The organism is Chryseobacterium tructae (assembly GCF_030409875.1).
In the GTDB taxonomy this organism is placed as follows: Bacteria; Bacteroidota; Bacteroidia; order Flavobacteriales; family Weeksellaceae; genus Chryseobacterium; species Chryseobacterium tructae.
This window is the reverse complement of record NZ_JAUFQR010000001.1, coordinates 2,987,834-3,007,308: the sequence shown is the minus strand read 5'-3', so window position 1 is coordinate 3,007,308 and position 19,475 is coordinate 2,987,834. Positions and strand designations below refer to the sequence as shown.

Genomic DNA, 19,475 nt, shown 5'->3' with positions numbered 1-19,475 from the left:
TTTTGTTAATTATATATGCGTTGGTTTTGAGTGGAGTAGTTGTTTAATTCACCAAACGTTAATGAATAAAAGGTATTTAAACTGTTGTTATATAATGTATTTTTCATTTGTAAGTGAGTACGGATTGGTTTAGTCACATTACAGTGTTTTAAATTATTGAATTTTTAAAATAATTATTGATTTATTAAAAAGTTTGTATATTTGCACCCTCAAAAAACATAGGTGATGCAAAGAAATTATAAACTAAGATTTAGTCTTCTCTTTTTACTGTTTGTTGTCTTTTCGTATGCTCAGATTGGGATTGGATTACCAAGCCCGGATCCGTCTGCAATGCTTCATGTAAGTGCGAAAGATAAAGGAGTACTTCTTCCAAGTATTGCCCTAACTTCAGATACGGATGTAGTGACAGTACCTTCTCCTGCAGATGGGCTCATTGTATGGAATAACGGAAAAGCGGGATTAACAGAAGCGGGATTTTATTATTGGTTTGCTTCCAAATGGAATAGATTTTCAACGTCTGCCAGTACAAATAAAGGAAATGACGAAGCTGGATGGAATACAATAGGAGAGAATGCCGGAACCTATAGTGGAGCTAATACTGCTTTATCGTTAGGAACAAAAACCATGGACGACCTGATTTTTAAAGTAAATGCTGCTATAACAGGAAGATTGGGAGTAGATAATTCTGTAAGTTTTGGATTAGGAGCAAATGCTGGTCAAAACGGGATTGCTATCGGAAGTTCAAGTTCTGCATTTCAAGGAATTTCCATTGGTAGTGCGGCAGCAGTTTCTGCCAATGATGCCTTGGCTATTGGAACAAATCAACAGCAGGTGCTTTTAAATCAACAGCCATTGGTTATAATGCTCAAACCAGTAAAAATGAATCCACAGCGATTGGGAATAATGCTTCAGCAGGAGGTTTTCAATCCATTGCTATAGGATATAATGCGAAGACGAATACAAATAGTGAAACAGCTTTAGGTTATAACGCTGTTACCAATAAAGAAAACTCTACAGCGGTAGGTTCAGGAACAAATGCTTTGGGACAATTTTCTACTGCGATAGGATATGGAGCAACTACCTCACAAGCCAATGCCATAGTGCTGGGGAATAACAATGCGAATGTAGGCATTGGCACGGGGGCTCCAAATACTTCCGCAAGGTTAGATGTAAACGGACAGTATAAACTGGGTGAAAAAGGAAGTGTACAGAAAAACCAAATCAGTTTTGAAGTATGGCCTGGAGTTTCCATCAATAATATACCTCCGGGAAAATCTGCTACACTTGAAATTGCAGTTCCTTCTGGGTATCAACCAGGTTCTACAAGAGCTGTTGTTGTTGTATCTCCAGCCGGAGATTTCGCAGGGAATTCAACATTTTCGATTTCTAATCCGAGAATGACTTCCACTTCGAGTATTACCATTAATCTTACGAATATCTCAGGAAGTGCCAACAGTCTGAACTCAGGCCACTTTTATGTAATGATTAATGAATTTTAAATATGATAATAAGTTTTATTATAGTTGATATGGTGTTAGAGACCTCCACTTTTGGAGGTCTTTTTTTATTATTGTGTATGCAGAATAGATGAAACAATTCCCCAAATATATCCCACGATAATCTGAAAGAAAATAAACGAAACAGGAATCATCAGGCTTCTTAAAAATAAAGATATTTTAGAATATCCGGACTGAGAGAAAAACTGAAAATAAAACCATAGTCCATAAACGAGACTAAATACTGTATAGCCCATAAAATAAGCTGAGATAATACCAGCGGAATTCTTAAAAAAGAAAGTAAGAAGCGTTAGTAGTAATAGGGCGATCATATCTCCGCTTGTTTTATAAGCATTGAGAACAAGGTGCTCAGAATAGTTAAATCTGGCTTTTAGAAACCACAGATAGCTGAAAAATGCGTTGAAAGGTATGGAAAGCAGCAGGAAAATTTTAAAATAAGTTGTCATAAATTCCTGAAAAGAAGTCATCATTGCTTTCTGATCATCAGCAACTAAAGCACTATAATCTATATCGGAATAATGAGAAAGTATGGATGAAACGGTGGCTGTTAATAGTAGAAGGGTAACGAAATTGAAATAATTTACCCTCTTTCCCTGAATGTATTCCCGGATACTGTTTCCCGGTCTTGTAAATAATTCTTTCACTGTAAACAAAATTCCTTTATCCACATGCCATACTCCATGAATGAAGTCATGTTCTATAAAATGTTGTAAAGAGTATCTGTGAGTACTGGTTTTTTGCCCACAATAGCCACAGTATTTAGTAGTGACGGCCTGGTTGCAGTTTAAACAGGTATTATGCATTTTGTAAAACTTTTTGAGTTAGACTATCGAGACTTTATTTCGTTACATACATCTATCTGACTTTTCCAGATAATCAAGAAAATAGGTAGAAAAGCTATAGGCATAAAAGTTAAGGAGCTTACTCCTTTTTTGATTGTTACATAAACACACGTACCTATCATAAGTCCTAAAATAATACTGAAAGAAACAAGGATTCCTGTTCGTTTCTTTTTTTCTGCTTTCAGCTCCTCAATAGATAATTCTGACAGTTTAGAGGTTCCTGCCTGTTTTAGATTTTTCATACTTAATATTAGTTTTTATAGCTATTAGTTTTTGCTAAATTAATAAAAAAGTGAAGCGATAGATTTGAACTTGTTAAAAAAAATACAGTATACCCGAAAATATACCCTAAAGTGTAGTGAATAGGTGTTTAAACTTCCGATTTTAATAGGTGATAATATTTGAAACAAAAATATTGTGCACAAAATAAATTAAGTATTTTTGCTTTTTAAAAAATGATCTATGATTGCTCTGTCAGAACATTTATGCTTTAAAACCTATGCGGTTTCAAGATATATTACAGGTGTATATAAACCTTATTTGGATACAATATCATTAACCTATCCTCAATATCTGGTAATGCTTGTATTGTGGGAAAATGGTGAAGTGAATATTGGGAAAATAGGAGAGTACCTTCATCTGGATAACGGAACATTAACTCCCTTATTGAAACGTATGGAAAAAAACGGACTTCTCAACAGAACCCGAAGCCAGGATGATGAAAGAGTAGTCCTTATTAATCTTACAGAAAATGGAAAATCCCTGAAAGACAAAGCGAAACATATTCCTGAAGCCGTTCAGAGTTGCTTTCATTTAGATGAAGAAAAAAAGGAACAGCTTATGTCTGGTCTGGACGAGATTCTATCAACACAATCTAGCTCCAAAATATGAAAAACATAGGAATTATTGGATATGGCTGGCTGGGAGCAAGAATTGCGACTTCATTATCTCCAAAAAATACTCTATATGCTACAACCACTACACAGGAAAAAGCAGACGAGCTGAATAGCAAAGGAACTCAAACCGTAGTGGCCATTTTTCCAGATTATCAGCTTACTGAGCCATATCCTCAATGGGATGCTTTGGAAAGCCTGGATGTTTTAATTATTACCATTCCGATATCAGAGAAAAGCTGTTGTATAAGTTCTCTGTATAATAGAATTCAGAATCTGTTCTCTTTCATCGGAGATTTTAAAGGGCAGATGTTTTTAATGAGTTCCACGGGCGTTTATCCGGATACAGACAAAGAATTTACTGAAATTGATGTTCCTGTTGAAAAAAATCCAGGAGAGAGAATGGTAAAAAACAAATATCCACAGGTAAATATTCTGAGGCTTGGCGGTCTTATGGGAGATCAAAGACTTCTTAAAAATTATAATGTAAGTAATTTAGACTTTGCCGTTAACCATATTCATTATAAGGATATTGCAGGTATTCTTTTGGAGATGATCGAAAAAGGAACAGAAGAAGGTGTATTTAATGTAACGGCTCCATTTCATCCTGCAAAATTTCAGGTGATCAATGCTCAGAAAAATATAGAGAATGAGGAAGAGCTGGAAGAAGTAAAGGGTAAGAAAATTTTATCTTCGAAACTGGTTTCGGAATTAGGCTATGTTTTTCAGTATCCTGATCCAAGGACATTTCATGAAAATCATTAATTTGAATCAGTTCAGTTTAATAATGTTGTTGAGATTCCTTCAGAATGACAAAGAGGCTTTTAAAGATAAAATCAGCGAGATTATAAATTCAATCGGAACGGGCTTTAGCCCGTTTTTTAAATTAATATCCAATTCATTGGCTTTAGCCAAAACCTATAAAAAAGCCTCTGGAAGTTAATCCAAAGGCTTTTATTCAATAGAAACAACATTTACTATTTAATTTTATCTAAAATATTCTCTTTCTCAATTCAATCTGCTGATTGGTATGACATAGGAGATAAACTGTCCTATAAAGATTTATTTAATAATTCTATCTAGAACCCAAGTGATCAGATTCTTTTCAGAATTGTGGTGATCTGTAGAGAATTCTCCACGTCTTCTGTTCGCAACTACATTATTTACTGTAATGGCTTTGTGTCCTAATAGTTTTGAAAATGCATAGATTGCAGAGGTTTCCATTTCAAAATTGGTAACTCCAAGGTCATTCAATGTTTCAAGGAATTGATCATCCACAGCCTTTAGACGAAGCTGTCTTCCCTGTGGAGCATAGAACCCTGGAAAAGTAGCCGTATTTCCGTGATATTTGGCATCTTTATAATATTCGCCCATTTCTTCTGCCCAGTCTGAGAAGTACAACATAGGTTTGATTTTTTCGTAAGGGAATCTTTCCATGAAGTTTCTTGAAAACTCATTCTCAAAGCTATAGTCCTGATAAAAATGCATTAAACCATCTAGTCCTACTACGTTTTGAGTAACCAGCATATTGTCTACCTGTACATCAGGATTTACACTTCCACAAGTTCCCATACGGAATAATTCAAGTGCTTTGTGCTCAGTTTTGAACTCTTTATTTTTAAGATCAATGTTGACAAGAGCGTCCAGTTCGTTCATAACGATATCGATGTTCTCAGTTCCGATACCGGTAGACATTACAGTGATTCTCTCCCCACGAAGAGTTCCTGTATGGGTGTAAAATTCTCTTTTGTTTTTTTTGATCTCTACGGTATCAAAGTATTTTGAAACCTTTGCCACTCTGTCCGGGTCACCCACAAGAATAATTTTATCAGCAATATCTTCAGGTAAAAGATTCAAGTGGTATACACTTCCGTCTTCATTCAGAATAAGTTCTGAAGCAGCAAGTTTGTTTAGCATAATTTATATTTTTTGTTTTTTTAATTAATGAAAATTGCTTCTTTGTAAGGTGAAGCCATAAGTTGATAAATAGAATCATATTCCTCAACAATCCTTTTCTGGCCGTTTATTACTTCATACACCGTAACCACTGTTTTTTCAAAATTTTTAGGGTCTTTTCTTTGTGAAGTAATTTCATAGAAATGATTATCTTTCTTAAGAATGGAAACCAATTCTTCTTTAGTAGAGTTATTGGATGACATCATTCCGGGAAATTCTATAACAACATCTTTAAGTTCTGTGTAGTTTTTATAGGGCTTGGTTACCCCATTAGAATATACATAAACATTGGGTACTGGTTTATCCTGTTCAAGACGGATCAAATAATAATCATTCCCTTTTTTTTCTGCATATACTGCCATTTCCTGTTGCTTTGCAGGCTGTGCCGCTGGTTTTTTCTTTTGTGAAAATGCGGTTAGCGAAAGGAAACTTGCCGTAACTGCAAACAATAATTTTGTTTTCATACTCTTATTTTAGCTTTGATGTGTTGAATTTAATTAAAAAAATCCTCTCCCAATAACCTCGCACCATTATTTTGTCGGTATTTTAGAATAAACCGTCTCTTAAGAATAATGAATCTGATTTCGGGGTTTAAAATTAGTAAAAAATATTGTATCAGAAATATAAACATTATTTAATCTCCTATTAAAATTGAGATAATATCAGATTGATAGCTTTGCCGCTAAAAATTCATGAGATCTTATCCACTGCTTGTTGTTGTCCTTTTGATAGGATTTGCAGTAATGTCCTTTAATCCTGTTTATAAAGGAAAAGAAAGTGAAAATACATTTATTAATAAAGGATTAACTGATTTTAAGAGCAAACTTGAGCTGTTGAAATCGGATGTTCGAAAGTTCTCTGAAGATCGTATTTCGCTCGAAGAATTACAAACATCATTGAAAAGTACAAGAAATTCATTTAAAGAAATAGAATTCTATATTGCCTATCATTATCCGGAATTTACCAAAACAGATCTCAATGCTGCTCCTTTATTTCATATTGAAGCCGCAGGAACGTCAGCATATACACTTCCTCCTAAAGGATTGCAGGTTTTGGATGAATTGATTTTTTCTGAAGAAGCTAAAGATGAAAAAGAAAAGATAAAAACCATTACTGATTTTTTATACAACAGCTATTCAACTTTCTATCTGAGTGCTATGAAAAATGGGATCAGTAAAGGAAATAACAAAACGTTGCCTTTGCGTATAGAATTAATCAGAATCTATTCTTTGGGAGTAACAGGTTTCGATACCCCAGGTTCTCTGAATATCTCTGAAGAAGCCGGTCATGCTTTTGCAGGAATGAAAAAATATATCAATGATGATCCTTATTTTAAAAATTATAATATTCAAAAAGCCGATCAGACCTTAGGGGAAGCGATCAGTTATCTTTCAAAAAATAATGACTTTGAAACTTTTGATCGTATTGAGTTTTATAAAAAATATATTCAGCCTTTATATGAGGAATTAGGAAAGTGGGATGGAAGAGCTGATGATCTGAAAGAATTTTCAGGATGGAATGTCAATAATAGGAACCTTTTCAGTAGTGATTTTCTTGATCCTTATTTTTATACCTTGTTGAAATCTTCAGAGGATAATCAAAATCTTCGCAATCTTGGAAAATCAATCTTCTATGATCAGAATTTAAGCGGTAACGAAAAAATGAGTTGTGCTACCTGTCATCTTCAGGAAAATGCATTCACAGATCTTAAGATCAAATCACAAAGTAATGTGGAAGGTAAAACGGTACTAAGAAATTCGCCCTCACTATATAATGCTGTTTTTGCAAAAAGATTTTTCTACGACTTGCGTGCTTTTTATCTTGAACAACAGGCTGAACACGTTATTTATAATGAAGATGAATTTAATACAAGCTATGAAGGCATTATCCAAAAATTAAAAAGAAAACCGGAATATAAAAAAGCATTCCGAACTGCTTTTAAAGATGGAAATATCAATAAAGAAAATTTTTCAAAGGCATTAAGTTCTTATGTTGCATCCTTGTATTCTTTCGATAGTGATTTTGACCGTTTTATGAGAAATGAAAAGAACGTTTCGGAAGAGGTGAAAAAAGGATTCAATTTATTTATGGGGAAAGCCAATTGTGCAACCTGTCATTTTGCTCCGCATTTCTCAGGATTAGTACCACCATTTTTTAATGAAAATGAATCTGAAGTACTGGGAGTTACAACAAGACCTATCAAGCAGCTTCCTGTAGAGCTTGACCAGGATCTTGGAAGAGGAAGCAGTCCGGTGAAAAAAGAGAAATCCTGGATTTATGATTATTCTTTTAAAACTGTTACAGTTAGGAATGTTGCCCTTACCAAACCCTATTTCCATAATGGAGCCTTTAATACCTTAGAAGAGGTATTGGATTTTTATAATGAAGGCGGTGGAGAAGGATTGGGATTAAAGATGAAAAACCAAACGCTCGCACCTGATAAATTAAATCTTACACAGACAGAAATGAATCAGATCATTGCCTTTCTGAATGCTCTTACGGATGTGAGTAAAGTGAAGTAGGAGGGTTTTCAGGATACATTGAGTATAGGTAATAGGTAATTATAATTAAACCTAACAGGTTTCTAAAATCTGTTAGGTTTTTTTGTATACGAAATAAGGTCTTCACAATAATAAATATTCTTTCTGTTCTTACTTCTAAATTGTTGAGCATAAATACCTGCTATTTAACAAAAACTTAATCCCCTTAACATTAGGTTTTAAATTAGTTAATATTCCTGAGTTCATATTTAAAATCCCATTAACAGGAATGTAGCCTTTAAAAAATAGCTTTGCAAGGTCTAATAAATCGAAATTGAAATGAAGAAACAACTACTAACAATTGGAGCATTGGCTCTACTTGCCACTTCTGGCATCCATGCACAGACCCTTATTTTTGATAAAGGAACATCATGGAGTTATCAAGATCTTGATCAGGCACAACCTGATGCATGGAAAACTAAAAGCTATAACATCTCTTCCTGGCCTGTAGGTAATGCACCATTAGGGTATGGCGATCCTGTTGCTACAACAATTCACTCTGGAAATACTGGGCTGGTTACGGCTTATTTTGCTAAAGATATTACTATAGATTTGGCCACTCTTTCGGACAATGTAGAATTGGGTGTAATGAGGGATGATGGTATTGTTGTTTATCTTAACGGAGAAGAAGTCGTAAGAGATAATATGCCTTCAGGGGTAATTACGTTCAATACCCTATCAAGTACAACGATTGATGGGGCTGCCGAGAATATATATAATATTTTTTCTATTCCGAAATCAAAATTTGTAAACGGAGTTAATAGAATTTCTATTGAATTGCATAATAGAAGTGTTACCAGTTCAGATCTTAGAATTGATGCCTATCTGAAAACAACAGGAAATACCACTCCAACACCTATTGCATGTAATGGTACTCATATCAGTTGCTTTACCTCTATTGTTCCTACCGCACAGACAAATAAACTAATTATTCCTGCAGAGCACAAATACCAGCTTATTTTAAAAGAAGGAGATAATTATACTGAAGGTGGTGGTTTAGTTGGCGGTCAGAATGACTTTACGGCTTATGTTGCCAAATCCGGAAGCAGTACAAACGGTTATCTTTCCGTAAATCACGAAACCAATCCGGGAGGTGTTACAATGGCTGAGGTTAATTATAATGCTTCTACAAAGCTTTGGCAGTTAACCAGATCAAGAGCGGTAAGCTTTTCAGCTCCTAGCTTGGTACAGACAATCAGAAACTGTTCAGGAGGTATTACGCCATGGGGAACTGTAGTAACAGCAGAAGAATCTGTAGCGAATAATGACTCCAATGGCGATGGATACAAAGATTACGGTTGGCTTGTAGAAATTGATCCTGCAACAGCTCAGGTGATATCTAAAAATGCAGACGGCTCTAAAGGGAAGCTTTGGCAGATGGGAATTATGAACCATGAAATGTGGTCATCAATAATGCAGGGACTGTTGCCTATTACGGAGAAGATGGAGGTACCCATATGGTGTATAAATATGTAATGGATACACCCAATGATCTTTCTTCAGGAAATCTTTATGTATTGAAATTAGATCAGGGATTAACAGCAGCTGGTGATCCGGCAGGGACTACAGCAACATGGATTCAGGTTCCTAATAAAACGCAGGCAGATCAGAACAATACCAATAATGCAGCTAAAACATTAGGGGGAACTAAATTTAACGGAATTGAAGATGTGGATATCAGTCCATTGGATGGTAAAATTTATTTTACAGCAAAAGGATTGGATAGAGTATACCGTTTAAAAGACGATGGAACAACAGCTTCGCAAGTAGAAACTTTCGTAGGAGGAGATTCTACAGTATATTCATTTGATACCCCTCAAGGGTTAAAATCTGAAGCATGGGCTGATGGAAATGATAACCTTACCTTTGATGAGCTTGGAAACCTTTGGGTACTTCAGGATGGTGGTAAAAACTATATTTGGGTAATTGCTCCGGATCATACACAGGCTAATCCGAAAGTAAGATTATTTGCTTCTATGCCGGCAGGATCTGAACCTACAGGATTAACATTCACGCCTGACCATAAATTCGGTTTCTTCTCAATTCAGCATCCTGATGCTACCATCTCTACAGATATTGATGCTACAGGAAATACAATTGATTACAGAGGAAAATCTGCTACTGTGGTTATTGCCCTTAAAGGAAACTTAGGAACTCAGGGTTCTTTGGGAACAGGGGAAAATAAAATAGAAGAAAATACAGTAACGGTAGCACCAAATCCTACCTCCGGAATAGTGAAAATCAATTCACCAAAAGGATTAAAAGATATTTCGGTGACCGCTTATAGTATGGACGGAAAAATTGTGTATACGAAGAAGTTTAATGGAACAAACAAAGCATTAGACCTTGACTTTACACCACAATTGGAAGGATCTCGTGTTTTAATCCTTAATATTGAAGCAGAAGGAGGATTCCAGAAAACGGTAAAACTTTTAAAGAAATAAATTATTTATAATTCTGCCTGTTGGTAGCGAAAGTTACTGGCAGGCTTTTTCTGTTTATAAATCGTTATGATTTGCAAACACAGATTAAGATAATGCAATTGCATAGGATCTTTAAAAAACTGTAAATATCTCCATATGAAAAAGGTTATCCTACTTATTTCCATTTTATCTTTGTCTCAGGTGAACGCTCAGATTGACCCGGTCAAATATCCTACTTTTACCAATATTGAAGACGCTTTGAAGAGTGAGAAAACTGTTTACAGTATGAGCTTCAGAGAAAAAGGATTGTTTAATCTTCCACCTCAGATTGCAAAACTGGATTCAATATTCTTTTTAAATATAATGGCAAATAAGCTGGAGAAAATGGATCAGGTATTATTTACACTCAAAGAATTGGAATTTTTGAATGTAAACGAAAACAGCATCAAATATATTCCCGATGAAATCAATGAACTTAAAAAGCTGACTACATTTTCCATAAACCTGAATAGTCTGACAAGTATTAATCCTAATATTGCCAAACTTCAAAACCTTAAAGTTGTTCATTTCGATGCCAATAACCTTAATGTCTTTCCAGAAGCACTTATGGAAATTCCTAGTTTGCAGGAGATCAATCTGGAAGGAAATCAAATTAGTTTTATCACTGACAGACTCTATAAGATCAAAAATTTAAAATTTTTAAATCTGGCCAATAACCAAATCAATGACATGGGCAACTTGTCATTTCCCAAGAATTTAAAATATCTTGAATTGCAACAAAATGCAATTAGCCGACTTCCGGAAAATCTTTTTAAAGCTCAGGAACTTGAATTTCTGAATGCCAGTGATAATAATATCACGGAAATTTCATCTGGTATAAAAGGATTAAAGAATGTGGTCAGTATGAATCTGGCCAACAATAGTCTGAAAGATATTCCTGTAGAAATAAGTCAGCTTAAAAAGCTGAAAACCTTGATTCTTACAGGAAATCCTATAGAAAAATCTAAAATTGAGAAACTAAAAACGTTACTGCCGGAAACCCAGGTCTATTTCTAGACCTACCCGCCAACACGTTTGGTTTTATAACCCATATCTTTAAGGATAGCCATTATTTTATCACGGTTGTCTCCCTGAATGATAATCGTCCCGTCCTTCTCAGAACCGCCTATTCCTAAGGTGGTTTTTATTTTCTTTGAGATTTTTTTAAGGTCTTCTTCACTGCCTTCCCAACCTTCAACAACCGTTACAGGCTTGCCATTTCTTCCTTTCTTCTCAAATTTGCATACCAATGGTTCTTTCTGCTTGAATGCTTCTTCAGGCATTTCAAAATCCTGCTCTTCATGTTCAGGAAAAAGATTCTTCAGTTGATCACGTAAGTCCATAACGCAAAATTAAAAAGATTTATTCATTTATAGAAGATCTGTTTCTGAAATTATAAACCTTTTTTAGAGAAATATGCTTCATCAAAATCTAAAGATGAGGTTGGATGCTGAAAAATATAGTTTTAAACTTAGATCCGGTACAATTTTTTATATTTTTGATCGTTACCTTTAAAAACTAATATGAAAACCAGCCATATTTTCGCAACTTTACTTCTTACATTCGGAATAACCAACGCCCAAACCGGTTTTTCTACTGACCCTTTAAAGGCTGTTTTTGAAACAAAAGATACCGAAAACTTCTGGAAAGCATTTGATAAAATGGAAACCTCAAAACAGAATCCATTCATAGACTATATGAAAAATGGTTCTCCAGGTGTGAAAGGTTTTACAGAAAACAGGATCATTAATGCTGACTCTCTATATACAATGGCAAAAAAGAGAAAAGCAGATTACCTGGAAAGCCGCAATGTTTTATCAGGGTTGAAACAAAAAGAAAAAAGAATTAGATCCATTTACGCAGGAATGAAGTATTGGTATCCTGAAGCCCAATTTCCACCCATCTATTTTGTATACGGAAGATTCAATACCGGAGGTACTTTTACCAAAGACGGTGTGATGATAGGAACAGAAAACCTTAGAAATTTGGATGGAATTGTTGGACTTATTTCACATGAATTAGTCCATTTTCAACAGAATATTAAAGGAAAAGATAATTTGCTGAAATACTGTATTAGCGAAGGAAGTGCCGATTTTATCAGTGAGCTGGTTTCAGGAGAAACAAATAATAGCCCGTTTTATCAGTATGGCGAGGCTCATTCTGACAAATTATACAGAGAATTTGTAACCGTATTAAAAACAAGCAGTCCTATGGATTGGCTTTATGGAACCACCAAGAAAGACGACCGTCCCAATGATCTCGGGTATTGGATGGGATATAAAATTTCTGAAGCCTATTTCAATAAACAGACCGATAAGCACAAAGCAATTAGAGATATTTTAAATATTAGCGATCCTTTATTATTCTTAAAAGAAAGTGGGTTCTTAGATCCCTATATTAAAGAATATACAAAGAACAACAATATGAAGTTCGAAGACTTTTTTAAAGAATAATCATATTAAATAAAATAAAAATAATTAAGATCTGCTCAATCTGTTGAATCTGCGAGATATTATAAGATTTAAAATATCCCGTCTCTATCAATGTTAGATTTTGATTATGAGCTTGGTGTAAAATTGGAGGTTTCAAATTCTTCTATTCATCGGAAATTAGGTAAATTTGTGTACTAAAGTTTTACAAAATGTCAAAAAAAGCAATATTAGCAATTCTTGACGGATGGGGATTGGGAACAAACCCGGACGTTTCTGCCATAGACAAAGCAAATACACCATTTATAGATAGCTGTTATCAAAGATTTCCACACACTACCCTTGAAGCAAGCGGTTCAGCGGTTGGTCTTCCTGCAGGACAGATGGGAAATTCCGAAGTAGGACACATGAACCTTGGAGCCGGAAGAGTTGTTTACCAAAATCTGGTAAAACTAAATATGGCCGTTGAAAACGGAACCTTGGGACAGGAAAAAGTCATTCAGGATGCTTTTGATTATGCCAAAAAAGAAAATAAAAAAATACACTTTATAGGATTGGTTTCCAATGGAGGAGTACACTCACATATCAATCACCTGAAAGGCTTATTGACTGCAGCTAAAGAATTTGGTCTGAATGAAATGTCTTTGTACATGCATTCACAGACGGAAGAGACTGCGATCCGCATTCCGGATTAGGCTTTATTGAAGAGCTTCAGAACCATATGGAAGCCACTACCGGAAAGCTGGCTACTGTTGTAGGAAGATACTACGCCATGGACAGAGATAAAAGATGGGAGCGTGTAAAATTAGCTTACGATGCCCTTGTAGAAGGAATAGGAGAGCAAAGTACAGACGCCTTGGCATCTATCCGTGCTTCTTATGACAATAATGTAACAGATGAATTCCTGAAACCTATCATTTTAATGAATACTACCGCTACAGGAAATATTGTACCTGTTGCTAAGATTATTGAGAATGATGTGGTAATTTGTTTCAACTTCCGTACAGACAGAGGAAGAGAAATTACAGAAGTGCTTTCTCAAAAGGATTTCCCTGAATATTCAATGAAAAAGCTAAACCTTAATTATATTACATTAACCAATTACGACAAGACATTCCAGAATGTTCAGGTAGTTTTTGACGAAAATGTTTTAACAGAAACAATGGGCGAAGTTTTGGAGAAGAACGGAAAAACTCAGATCAGAATTGCTGAAACCGAAAAATATCCACACGTTACTTTCTTCTTCTCAGGAGGAAGAGAAGAGGAATTCAATGGGGAAAAAAGATTGTTGTGTCCAAGTCCTAAAGACGTTCCTACTTATGATTTAAAACCTGAAATGTCAGCGTATGATATTACCAATGCTATTGTTCCGGAACTCGAGCAGGGACTGCGGATTTCGTTTGTCTGAACTTTGCGAATACAGACATGGTAGGGCATACAGGAGTGTTTGAAGCAGCAGTAAAAGCAGCAGAAACAGTAGATGCATGTATCGAAAAAGTAGCTACTGCAGCTTACGAAAACGGATATGCTGTATTCATTTTGGCTGACCATGGAAATTCAGATGTAATGCTGAATCCAGATGGAACACCTAATACACAGCACTCAACGAATTTAGTACCTTTTATTGTGATGGATAAAGACCATACTTGGAGCTTAAAGCCAGGAAAATTGGGCGATGTAGCGCCTACCATCCTTAGTGTAATGGGAGTAGAAATACCAAATGCAATGACAGGAGATATTTTAGTTAACTAAAATTCAATAATATTGTTAAAAAAATGCCGTTATACTTATATATCGGCATTTTTTATGATTTATGTCAGATAAGGTATGAGTTGCATACTTTATTATGCGTTAAATAATAAATAAATCATATCTTTGTTAATTAAAAACTGAATATAAAAATGTATCAAAAGCTTGTTAGGAAAGAAGTAATGGGATTATTGGAAAAGGAAGTAGGTTCTTTTCTTGATAAATTTTTAACTCCAATTGAAAAAATTTGGCAGCCTTCTGATTATTTACCAGATCCTTCAAGCGAAGAATTTAAACATGATCTGGAAGAAATTCAGACTTTTGCCCGTGAAATGCCTTACGACTTGTTTGTAACGCTAATCGGAGACTGTATTACGGAAGAAGCTCTTCCTTCTTATGAGTCTTGGTTAATGGGTGTTGACGGAATCAATCAAGAGGAAAAATTAGGCTGGGCGAATTGGGTGAGAGCCTGGACAGCAGAAGAGAACAGACACGGAGATTTATTAAATAAATACCTTTACCTGTGTGGTAGAGTCAATATGAGAGAGGTAGAAATTACCACTCAATATCTTATTAATGATGGATTTGACTTGGGAACAAGTATGGATCCATACAGAAACTTTATTTATACAAGTTTCCAGGAAACAGCCACCAATATCTCTCACAGAAGAGTAGGAACTTTAGCTAAACAGTCCGGAAACGGAAAATTAGCTAAAATGTGTGGTGTCATTGCAGCTGATGAAGCAAGACATGCAAAAGCTTACAAGCATTTCGTAGCTAAAATCCTTGAAGTAGACCCATCAGAAATGATTCTTGCTTTCGAAGATATGATGCGTAAGAAGATCGTAATGCCGGCTCACCTGATGAGACAATCAGGACAAAAGGCAGGAGAACTTTGGGGACATTTCTCAGATGCTGCACAAAGATGTATGGTGTATACAGGTCAGGATTATATCAACATTATGAAAGATCTGTTGGATGAATGGAAGATTGAGCACGTAAAAGGTCTTACAGAAAAAGCAGAAAAAGCTCAGGAATACCTGATGAAATTACCTGCAAGACTACAGAAGATTACAGACAGAGTTTCTACTCCGGATCTTCAGTTCCAGTTTAACTGGGTTAAGAGCTAGTAGCCCATATTATTATTTTAAATTATAAAAGTATTGAGTGCCTTTCTTTTTGGCACTCTTTTTTATTTCTTATCTTTGCAAAGCTAAAAAAAGAACAAAATGTTAAATAATAAAAAGATTGCTGTTGACTTTGACGGAACTATTGTTGATGATGCTTATCCGGGAATTGGGAAGGCAAAGATCTTCGCTTTCGAGACCTTGAAAAGATTACAGGCAGAAGGATACAGGCTTATTCTTTGGACATACAGACACGGAAAAACGTTAGATGAAGCAATAGAATTTTGCAAGCAAAACGGAATAGAATTTTATGCAGTGAACTCAAGCTTCGAAGGAGAAGTTTTTGATTCTGAAAATCAATCCAGAAAATTAGATGCAGACTGGTTTATTGACGATAGAAATTTAGGCGGATTCCCTGGATGGGGTGAGATCTATAATATTATTCAGGAAAGAATAGAATTCCGTGTAGAAGGAAAAGAAGTTTTGGCCTATTCAAAACTTAAAAAAGAAAAGAAAAAAGGACTTTTCTGGTAAAATAAAATATAACAATTTAACAGCGTACTTATTGTCAATCATATTATTACGCTGATTTATTAATACATTGGTAAATTAATACAATGATTCAATTAAAAACAATAGACGAACTGCGTCTGATGAAGGAGAGTGCCCGATTAGTTTCTAAAACATTGGGAATGCTGGCAAAAGAGATTAAGCCGGGAATTACGACTTTATATTTAGATAAATTAGCTCACGATTTTATTAAAGATCATGGGGCTGAACCTGCGTTCTTAGGATATGGAGGTTTTCCAAACTCTTTGTGTATTTCTCCGAATGAGCAGGTAGTTCATGGTTTCCCCAATAATGAAGTAGTAAAAGAAGGAGATGTTCTTTCTGTAGACTGTGGCGTTATTTTAAACGGATTTGTAGGAGATCATGCTTATACTTTTGAAATCGGTGAAGTAAAACCGGAAGTTAAAAAACTCTTGAAAGTAGCTAAAGAATCTCTTTATAAAGGTATTGAGCAATGTATCAGAGGAAAAAGAATCGGAGATATCTCTCATGCGATTCAGAAACATTGTGAAAAAGAAGGATATGGAGTAGTAAAAGAATTGGTAGGGCATGGTTTGGGAAGACAAATGCACGAAGATCCTCAGGTTCCTAACTATGGAAAACAGGGAAGCGGAAAAGTAATCAAAGATGGTTTGGCCATTGCGATTGAACCGATGATTAACCTTGGAACCGAAAAAGTGAAATTCCATAACGATGGATGGACGGTAACGACTTTAGATAACCTGCCTTCTGCACATTTTGAGCATGATGTAGCAGTAATCAACGGTAAGCCGGTATTGCTTTCTACATTTGACTATGTATATGAAGCATTGGGTATTGTAAGCGATGAAGAAAAGCCTTTCCAACTGGATTTTTAATGAAAAAGATAACTAAGCTTTTACTGAATAAAATTCCACGTCCAATGCTTATTAAAATGAGCATCTGGGCAAGACCGCTTATTTATCAGTTTTTCAAAGGAGATGAGTTTTATGACCCTATTGATGGAAGATCTTATCGCAAATTTCTGCCGTATGGATATGGAAAACAAAGGGAAAATGCTCTTTCTCCAGGAACATTAAGTCTGGAAAGACACCGTCAGATGTGGCTGTATCTTCAGAACGAAACCGATTTTTTTATTAAAAATTATAAAGTACTGCATATTGCTCCCGAACAGGAATTTTTAAGAAAATTCAAGAGAATGAGCAATCTGAATTATATATCTGCAGATTTATATTCTCCTATTGTAGATGTGAAGGCTGATATTTTGGATTTACCTTTCGAGAATGACAGCTTTGATATCATTTTCTGTAACCATGTTCTGGAACATATTGAAGATGATGCAAAAGCAATGAGTGAACTGTACAGGGTAATGAAGCCGGGTGGATGGGGAATTCTTCAGGTTCCGATGAAAAATTCACTGGAAAAAACCTATGAAGATTTTACCATCAAAGATCCGAAAGAACGCCAGAAACATTTCGGCCAGTACGATCATGTCCGCTGGTACGGAATGGATTACTTTGACCGTTTAAAAAATGCAGGATTTGAAACAGATATCAATTTTTATTCACAGAAATTTTCTGAAGAAGAAATAAAGAAATTTGGGCTAAGAAGCAATGAAATATTGCCATTAGTTTATAAAAAATAATAAAAATATAAAGTAAGGAAGCAGTGCATTCTGAAATATAATCAAAAAACAAAACCGTCTTCGTTATGAAGGCGGTTTCATTTTTAAATATAGATAGAAGTTTATATTTTTATCTTAATGTGATGAAGACACAGCTTTTAATCCTACAACGGAACCAATAAGAGTCATAATAAAGAATACTCTCCAGAAGCTTACTGGATCTTTAAAGAAATAATTCCCATCAAAGCAGTTCCTACCGCTCCAATTCCTGTCCATACCGCATAAGCCGTTCCAATAGGCAACGTTTGTGTTGCTTTAATCAGAAGAAGCATACTGATAGTCATCGTTATCAGAAAGCCGGTATACCAAAGATACATTTCCGTTCCTGATGTTTCTTTTGCCTTTCCTAAACAAGAGGCAAAGGCAACCTCAAATAATCCTGCGATAACTAATATTATCCAATTCATTTTTAAAATTTTTCTATTGCAAATTTCAGGATTTGAAAGGAAAAAACATTTTACAATTGTTAAAAAATGATGTTTTATATAAGAGGGAAGCTGGAGGCTGGGAGAGGGAAGTTATGGTAATTGGAATGGGAATGTTCTGTTACTTAATCAATAATTTTTTTGATAGAAAGATGGGACTGGAGGTTGGAAGTTATGGCAGTTGGAATGGGTTGTTGCTTAATTAATGAGAGCTTGTAGATAAAAGCAGTTAGCGGCTTGTTTTTATTTCAATAAATAATCACTAATATTGATATCACATACACCATAATATCAATAGGAGCGGACTTTAGTCCGCTCTCGATATAAATAACCATTCCTTCGGCTTTAGCCAAAATTTAAAATGACCTTAGATTAATTAATAAAACAGAGAAGTTTTTAGAGACTGGCATAAACTTCTATCCTCCCTCTTCGAGCTTCCCTCCTCAAACACATAAATTATTTAATCTCCGCCCGGATTCTGCTCAAGCTGACCTGTGTAATCCCAAGATAAGAAGCGATGTGTCCGAGCTGAACTCTTTTAAGCAGATCAGGTTGATACTGGATAATGTCCTTATATCGCTCAAGAGAGGTTTTGAATTGTCTTGAAATAATCAATTCTTCAGATTTAATCATTTCCGCTTCAGCGAGTTTTCTTCCCCAATTTGCAATATGGATGTCCTCATTAAACAGTTTTTTGAGGTGCTCTGTTTCCAGGCTATACAGATCGCAATCTTCCAGTAATTCAATACTTTCATAACCAGGTTTGTCCTCCACATAACTTTTCATAGAAAGAACACACTGACCTTCACTTCCAAACCAGAATGTAATATCATTTTCTGAGGTGGAAGAGTAAGCACGGGCAATTCCTTTGCGGATAAAATATACAAAAGGAATGACCTTGTTAGCTTCCATCAGGCAGTACCCTTTAGGGTGGGAAACTTCAGTAATATATGCTTTCAAGCTATTTTTAGAAGCTTCCGGAAGTATATAAATTTGGTCAAGAATCTGGTCTATATTCATAAAAGATGAATTCTAATATTCAAAAATATCAGTTTTAGGCAATGCAATACAAAATTATTTTACAGTTTTTTGTGATAAAAGAAGAAAGAGGATTGTCTATCAATGTGTACCTTGATTCAATAAGAATCATATTAAGTTTTTGATATTCTGTTGCATATCTATGAAAATCTCAGATTTTCAAAACTTAAGTGCCCTTATTTTATAGCATCATTTTAAGTTTTCTAAAGTGAACTTAAGTGTTCAAAAAACTTTTGGGACTTTACGGTTCAGATATAAAAGTTT

Annotated in this window: 20 protein-coding genes and 2 pseudogenes; 15 read left to right on the top strand and 7 right to left on the bottom strand. The window is 35.1% G+C overall.

The genetic code is table 11. The features are described from left to right. Window positions 1-225: 225 nt before the first annotated feature. Together QWZ06_RS14910 and QWZ06_RS14905 are read left to right on the top strand one after the other, a co-directional pair. Window positions 226-939, top strand: a complete 714-nt coding sequence (locus QWZ06_RS14910; protein WP_290299165.1) for a phage tail-like protein — start codon at window positions 226-228, stop codon at window positions 937-939. Next, window positions 852-1,499, top strand: coding sequence for a hypothetical protein (locus tag QWZ06_RS14905; RefSeq protein WP_353960019.1), 648 nt, complete (start codon window positions 852-854; stop codon window positions 1,497-1,499). Before QWZ06_RS14910 ends, QWZ06_RS14905 begins: the two co-directional genes overlap by 88 nt. Window positions 1,500-1,567: 68 nt before the next feature. Here the strand turns inward: QWZ06_RS14905 and QWZ06_RS14900 are convergent, their stop codons facing one another. Then, the gene (locus QWZ06_RS14900; RefSeq protein WP_290299161.1) at window positions 1,568-2,320 is read right to left on the bottom strand and encodes a DUF3667 domain-containing protein; all 753 of its coding nucleotides are present in this window, start codon (window positions 2,318-2,320) and stop codon (window positions 1,568-1,570) included. A 23-nt stretch (window positions 2,321-2,343) separates the two neighbouring features. After that, entirely contained in the window at window positions 2,344-2,601 is a 258-nt protein-coding gene (locus tag QWZ06_RS14895; protein WP_290299159.1) for a hypothetical protein, read from the bottom strand. A gap of 220 nt (window positions 2,602-2,821) precedes the next feature. Here QWZ06_RS14895 and QWZ06_RS14890 point away from each other — a divergent pair, with 220 nt between their 5' ends. Next, a complete protein-coding gene (locus QWZ06_RS14890) occupies window positions 2,822-3,250 on the top strand; it encodes a MarR family winged helix-turn-helix transcriptional regulator (RefSeq protein WP_290299157.1) in 429 nt (142 codons plus the stop codon). Then, complete coding sequence (locus tag QWZ06_RS14885; RefSeq protein WP_290299155.1) at window positions 3,247-4,017, top strand: Rossmann-fold NAD(P)-binding domain-containing protein; 771 nt, start codon at window positions 3,247-3,249, stop codon at window positions 4,015-4,017. The genes QWZ06_RS14890 and QWZ06_RS14885 overlap by 4 nt, the downstream gene beginning before the upstream one ends. A 297-nt stretch (window positions 4,018-4,314) precedes the next feature. On the opposite strand, the gene QWZ06_RS14880 is transcribed toward QWZ06_RS14885, so the two are convergent. Both QWZ06_RS14880 and QWZ06_RS14875 read right to left on the bottom strand, forming a co-directional pair. Beyond that, on the bottom strand, window positions 4,315-5,169 hold the full coding sequence (locus tag QWZ06_RS14880; protein WP_123319381.1) for a nucleoside phosphorylase: 855 nt from the start codon (window positions 5,167-5,169) through the stop codon (window positions 4,315-4,317). Between the two features lie 20 nt (window positions 5,170-5,189). Then, window positions 5,190-5,672 (bottom strand): hypothetical protein, encoded by a 483-nt coding sequence (locus tag QWZ06_RS14875; protein WP_123319380.1) that lies wholly within the window; start codon window positions 5,670-5,672, stop codon window positions 5,190-5,192. Between the two features lie 228 nt (window positions 5,673-5,900). Here QWZ06_RS14875 and QWZ06_RS14870 point away from each other — a divergent pair, with 228 nt between their 5' ends. The 4 genes from QWZ06_RS14870 to QWZ06_RS14855 all read left to right on the top strand — a co-directional run bounded on the left by QWZ06_RS14870 (window position 5,901) and on the right by QWZ06_RS14855 (window position 11,227). Then, window positions 5,901-7,730, top strand: coding sequence for a cytochrome-c peroxidase (locus QWZ06_RS14870; protein ID WP_290299150.1), 1,830 nt, complete (start codon window positions 5,901-5,903; stop codon window positions 7,728-7,730). A 297-nt stretch (window positions 7,731-8,027) separates the two neighbouring features. Then, on the top strand, window positions 8,028-9,224 hold the full coding sequence (locus QWZ06_RS14865) for an alkaline phosphatase PhoX (protein WP_290299148.1): 1,197 nt from the start codon (window positions 8,028-8,030) through the stop codon (window positions 9,222-9,224). Next, the gene (locus tag QWZ06_RS14860) at window positions 9,149-10,192 is read left to right on the top strand and encodes an alkaline phosphatase PhoX (protein WP_290299145.1); all 1,044 of its coding nucleotides are present in this window, start codon (window positions 9,149-9,151) and stop codon (window positions 10,190-10,192) included. The genes QWZ06_RS14865 and QWZ06_RS14860 overlap by 76 nt, the downstream gene beginning before the upstream one ends. A gap of 135 nt (window positions 10,193-10,327) precedes the next feature. After that, complete coding sequence (locus tag QWZ06_RS14855) at window positions 10,328-11,227, top strand: leucine-rich repeat domain-containing protein (RefSeq protein WP_290299143.1); 900 nt, start codon at window positions 10,328-10,330, stop codon at window positions 11,225-11,227. A 2-nt stretch (window positions 11,228-11,229) separates the two neighbouring features. Here the strand turns inward: QWZ06_RS14855 and QWZ06_RS14850 are convergent, their stop codons facing one another. Further along, window positions 11,230-11,553 carry a translation initiation factor gene (locus QWZ06_RS14850; protein ID WP_290299142.1) on the bottom strand — a complete coding sequence of 108 codons (324 nt, stop codon included), beginning with the start codon at window positions 11,551-11,553 and terminating at the stop codon, window positions 11,230-11,232. A 180-nt stretch (window positions 11,554-11,733) separates the two neighbouring features. Between QWZ06_RS14850 and QWZ06_RS14845 the strand changes: the two genes are divergently transcribed. From QWZ06_RS14845 to QWZ06_RS14820, 6 genes and pseudogenes are all read left to right on the top strand, one after another. Beyond that, the gene (locus QWZ06_RS14845; protein ID WP_290299141.1) at window positions 11,734-12,663 is read left to right on the top strand and encodes a DUF2268 domain-containing putative Zn-dependent protease; all 930 of its coding nucleotides are present in this window, start codon (window positions 11,734-11,736) and stop codon (window positions 12,661-12,663) included. A 188-nt stretch (window positions 12,664-12,851) separates the two neighbouring features. Continuing rightward, window positions 12,852-14,391: pseudogene (gpmI, locus tag QWZ06_RS14840) on the top strand (2,3-bisphosphoglycerate-independent phosphoglycerate mutase). 149 nt (window positions 14,392-14,540) lie between these two features. After that, window positions 14,541-15,518 (top strand): acyl-ACP desaturase, encoded by a 978-nt coding sequence (locus QWZ06_RS14835; RefSeq protein WP_223598898.1) that lies wholly within the window; start codon window positions 14,541-14,543, stop codon window positions 15,516-15,518. Window positions 15,519-15,617: 99 nt separating this feature from the next. Beyond that, window positions 15,618-16,049: a BT0820 family HAD-type phosphatase gene (locus QWZ06_RS14830; RefSeq protein WP_290299139.1), complete on the top strand. Its 432-nt coding sequence runs from the start codon at window positions 15,618-15,620 to the stop codon at window positions 16,047-16,049. An 83-nt stretch (window positions 16,050-16,132) separates the two neighbouring features. Further along, window positions 16,133-16,942: a type I methionyl aminopeptidase gene (gene map, locus QWZ06_RS14825; RefSeq protein ID WP_290299137.1), complete on the top strand. Its 810-nt coding sequence runs from the start codon at window positions 16,133-16,135 to the stop codon at window positions 16,940-16,942. After that, entirely contained in the window at window positions 16,942-17,709 is a 768-nt protein-coding gene (locus tag QWZ06_RS14820) for a class I SAM-dependent methyltransferase (protein ID WP_290299135.1), read from the top strand. The genes map and QWZ06_RS14820 overlap by 1 nt, the downstream gene beginning before the upstream one ends. A gap of 114 nt (window positions 17,710-17,823) precedes the next feature. On the opposite strand, the pseudogene QWZ06_RS14815 reads toward QWZ06_RS14820, so the two are convergent. Next, window positions 17,824-18,155 (bottom strand): annotated as a pseudogene (locus QWZ06_RS14815) (DMT family transporter). A gap of 32 nt (window positions 18,156-18,187) precedes the next feature. On the opposite strand from QWZ06_RS14815, the gene QWZ06_RS14810 reads away from it, so the two are divergent. Next, window positions 18,188-18,379: a hypothetical protein gene (locus QWZ06_RS14810; protein ID WP_290299133.1), complete on the top strand. Its 192-nt coding sequence runs from the start codon at window positions 18,188-18,190 to the stop codon at window positions 18,377-18,379. Window positions 18,380-18,629: 250 nt separating this feature from the next. On the opposite strand, the gene QWZ06_RS14805 is transcribed toward QWZ06_RS14810, so the two are convergent. Continuing rightward, window positions 18,630-19,193, bottom strand: a complete 564-nt coding sequence (locus tag QWZ06_RS14805; RefSeq protein WP_290299131.1) for a Crp/Fnr family transcriptional regulator — start codon at window positions 19,191-19,193, stop codon at window positions 18,630-18,632. Window positions 19,194-19,475: the final 282 nt, after the last annotated feature.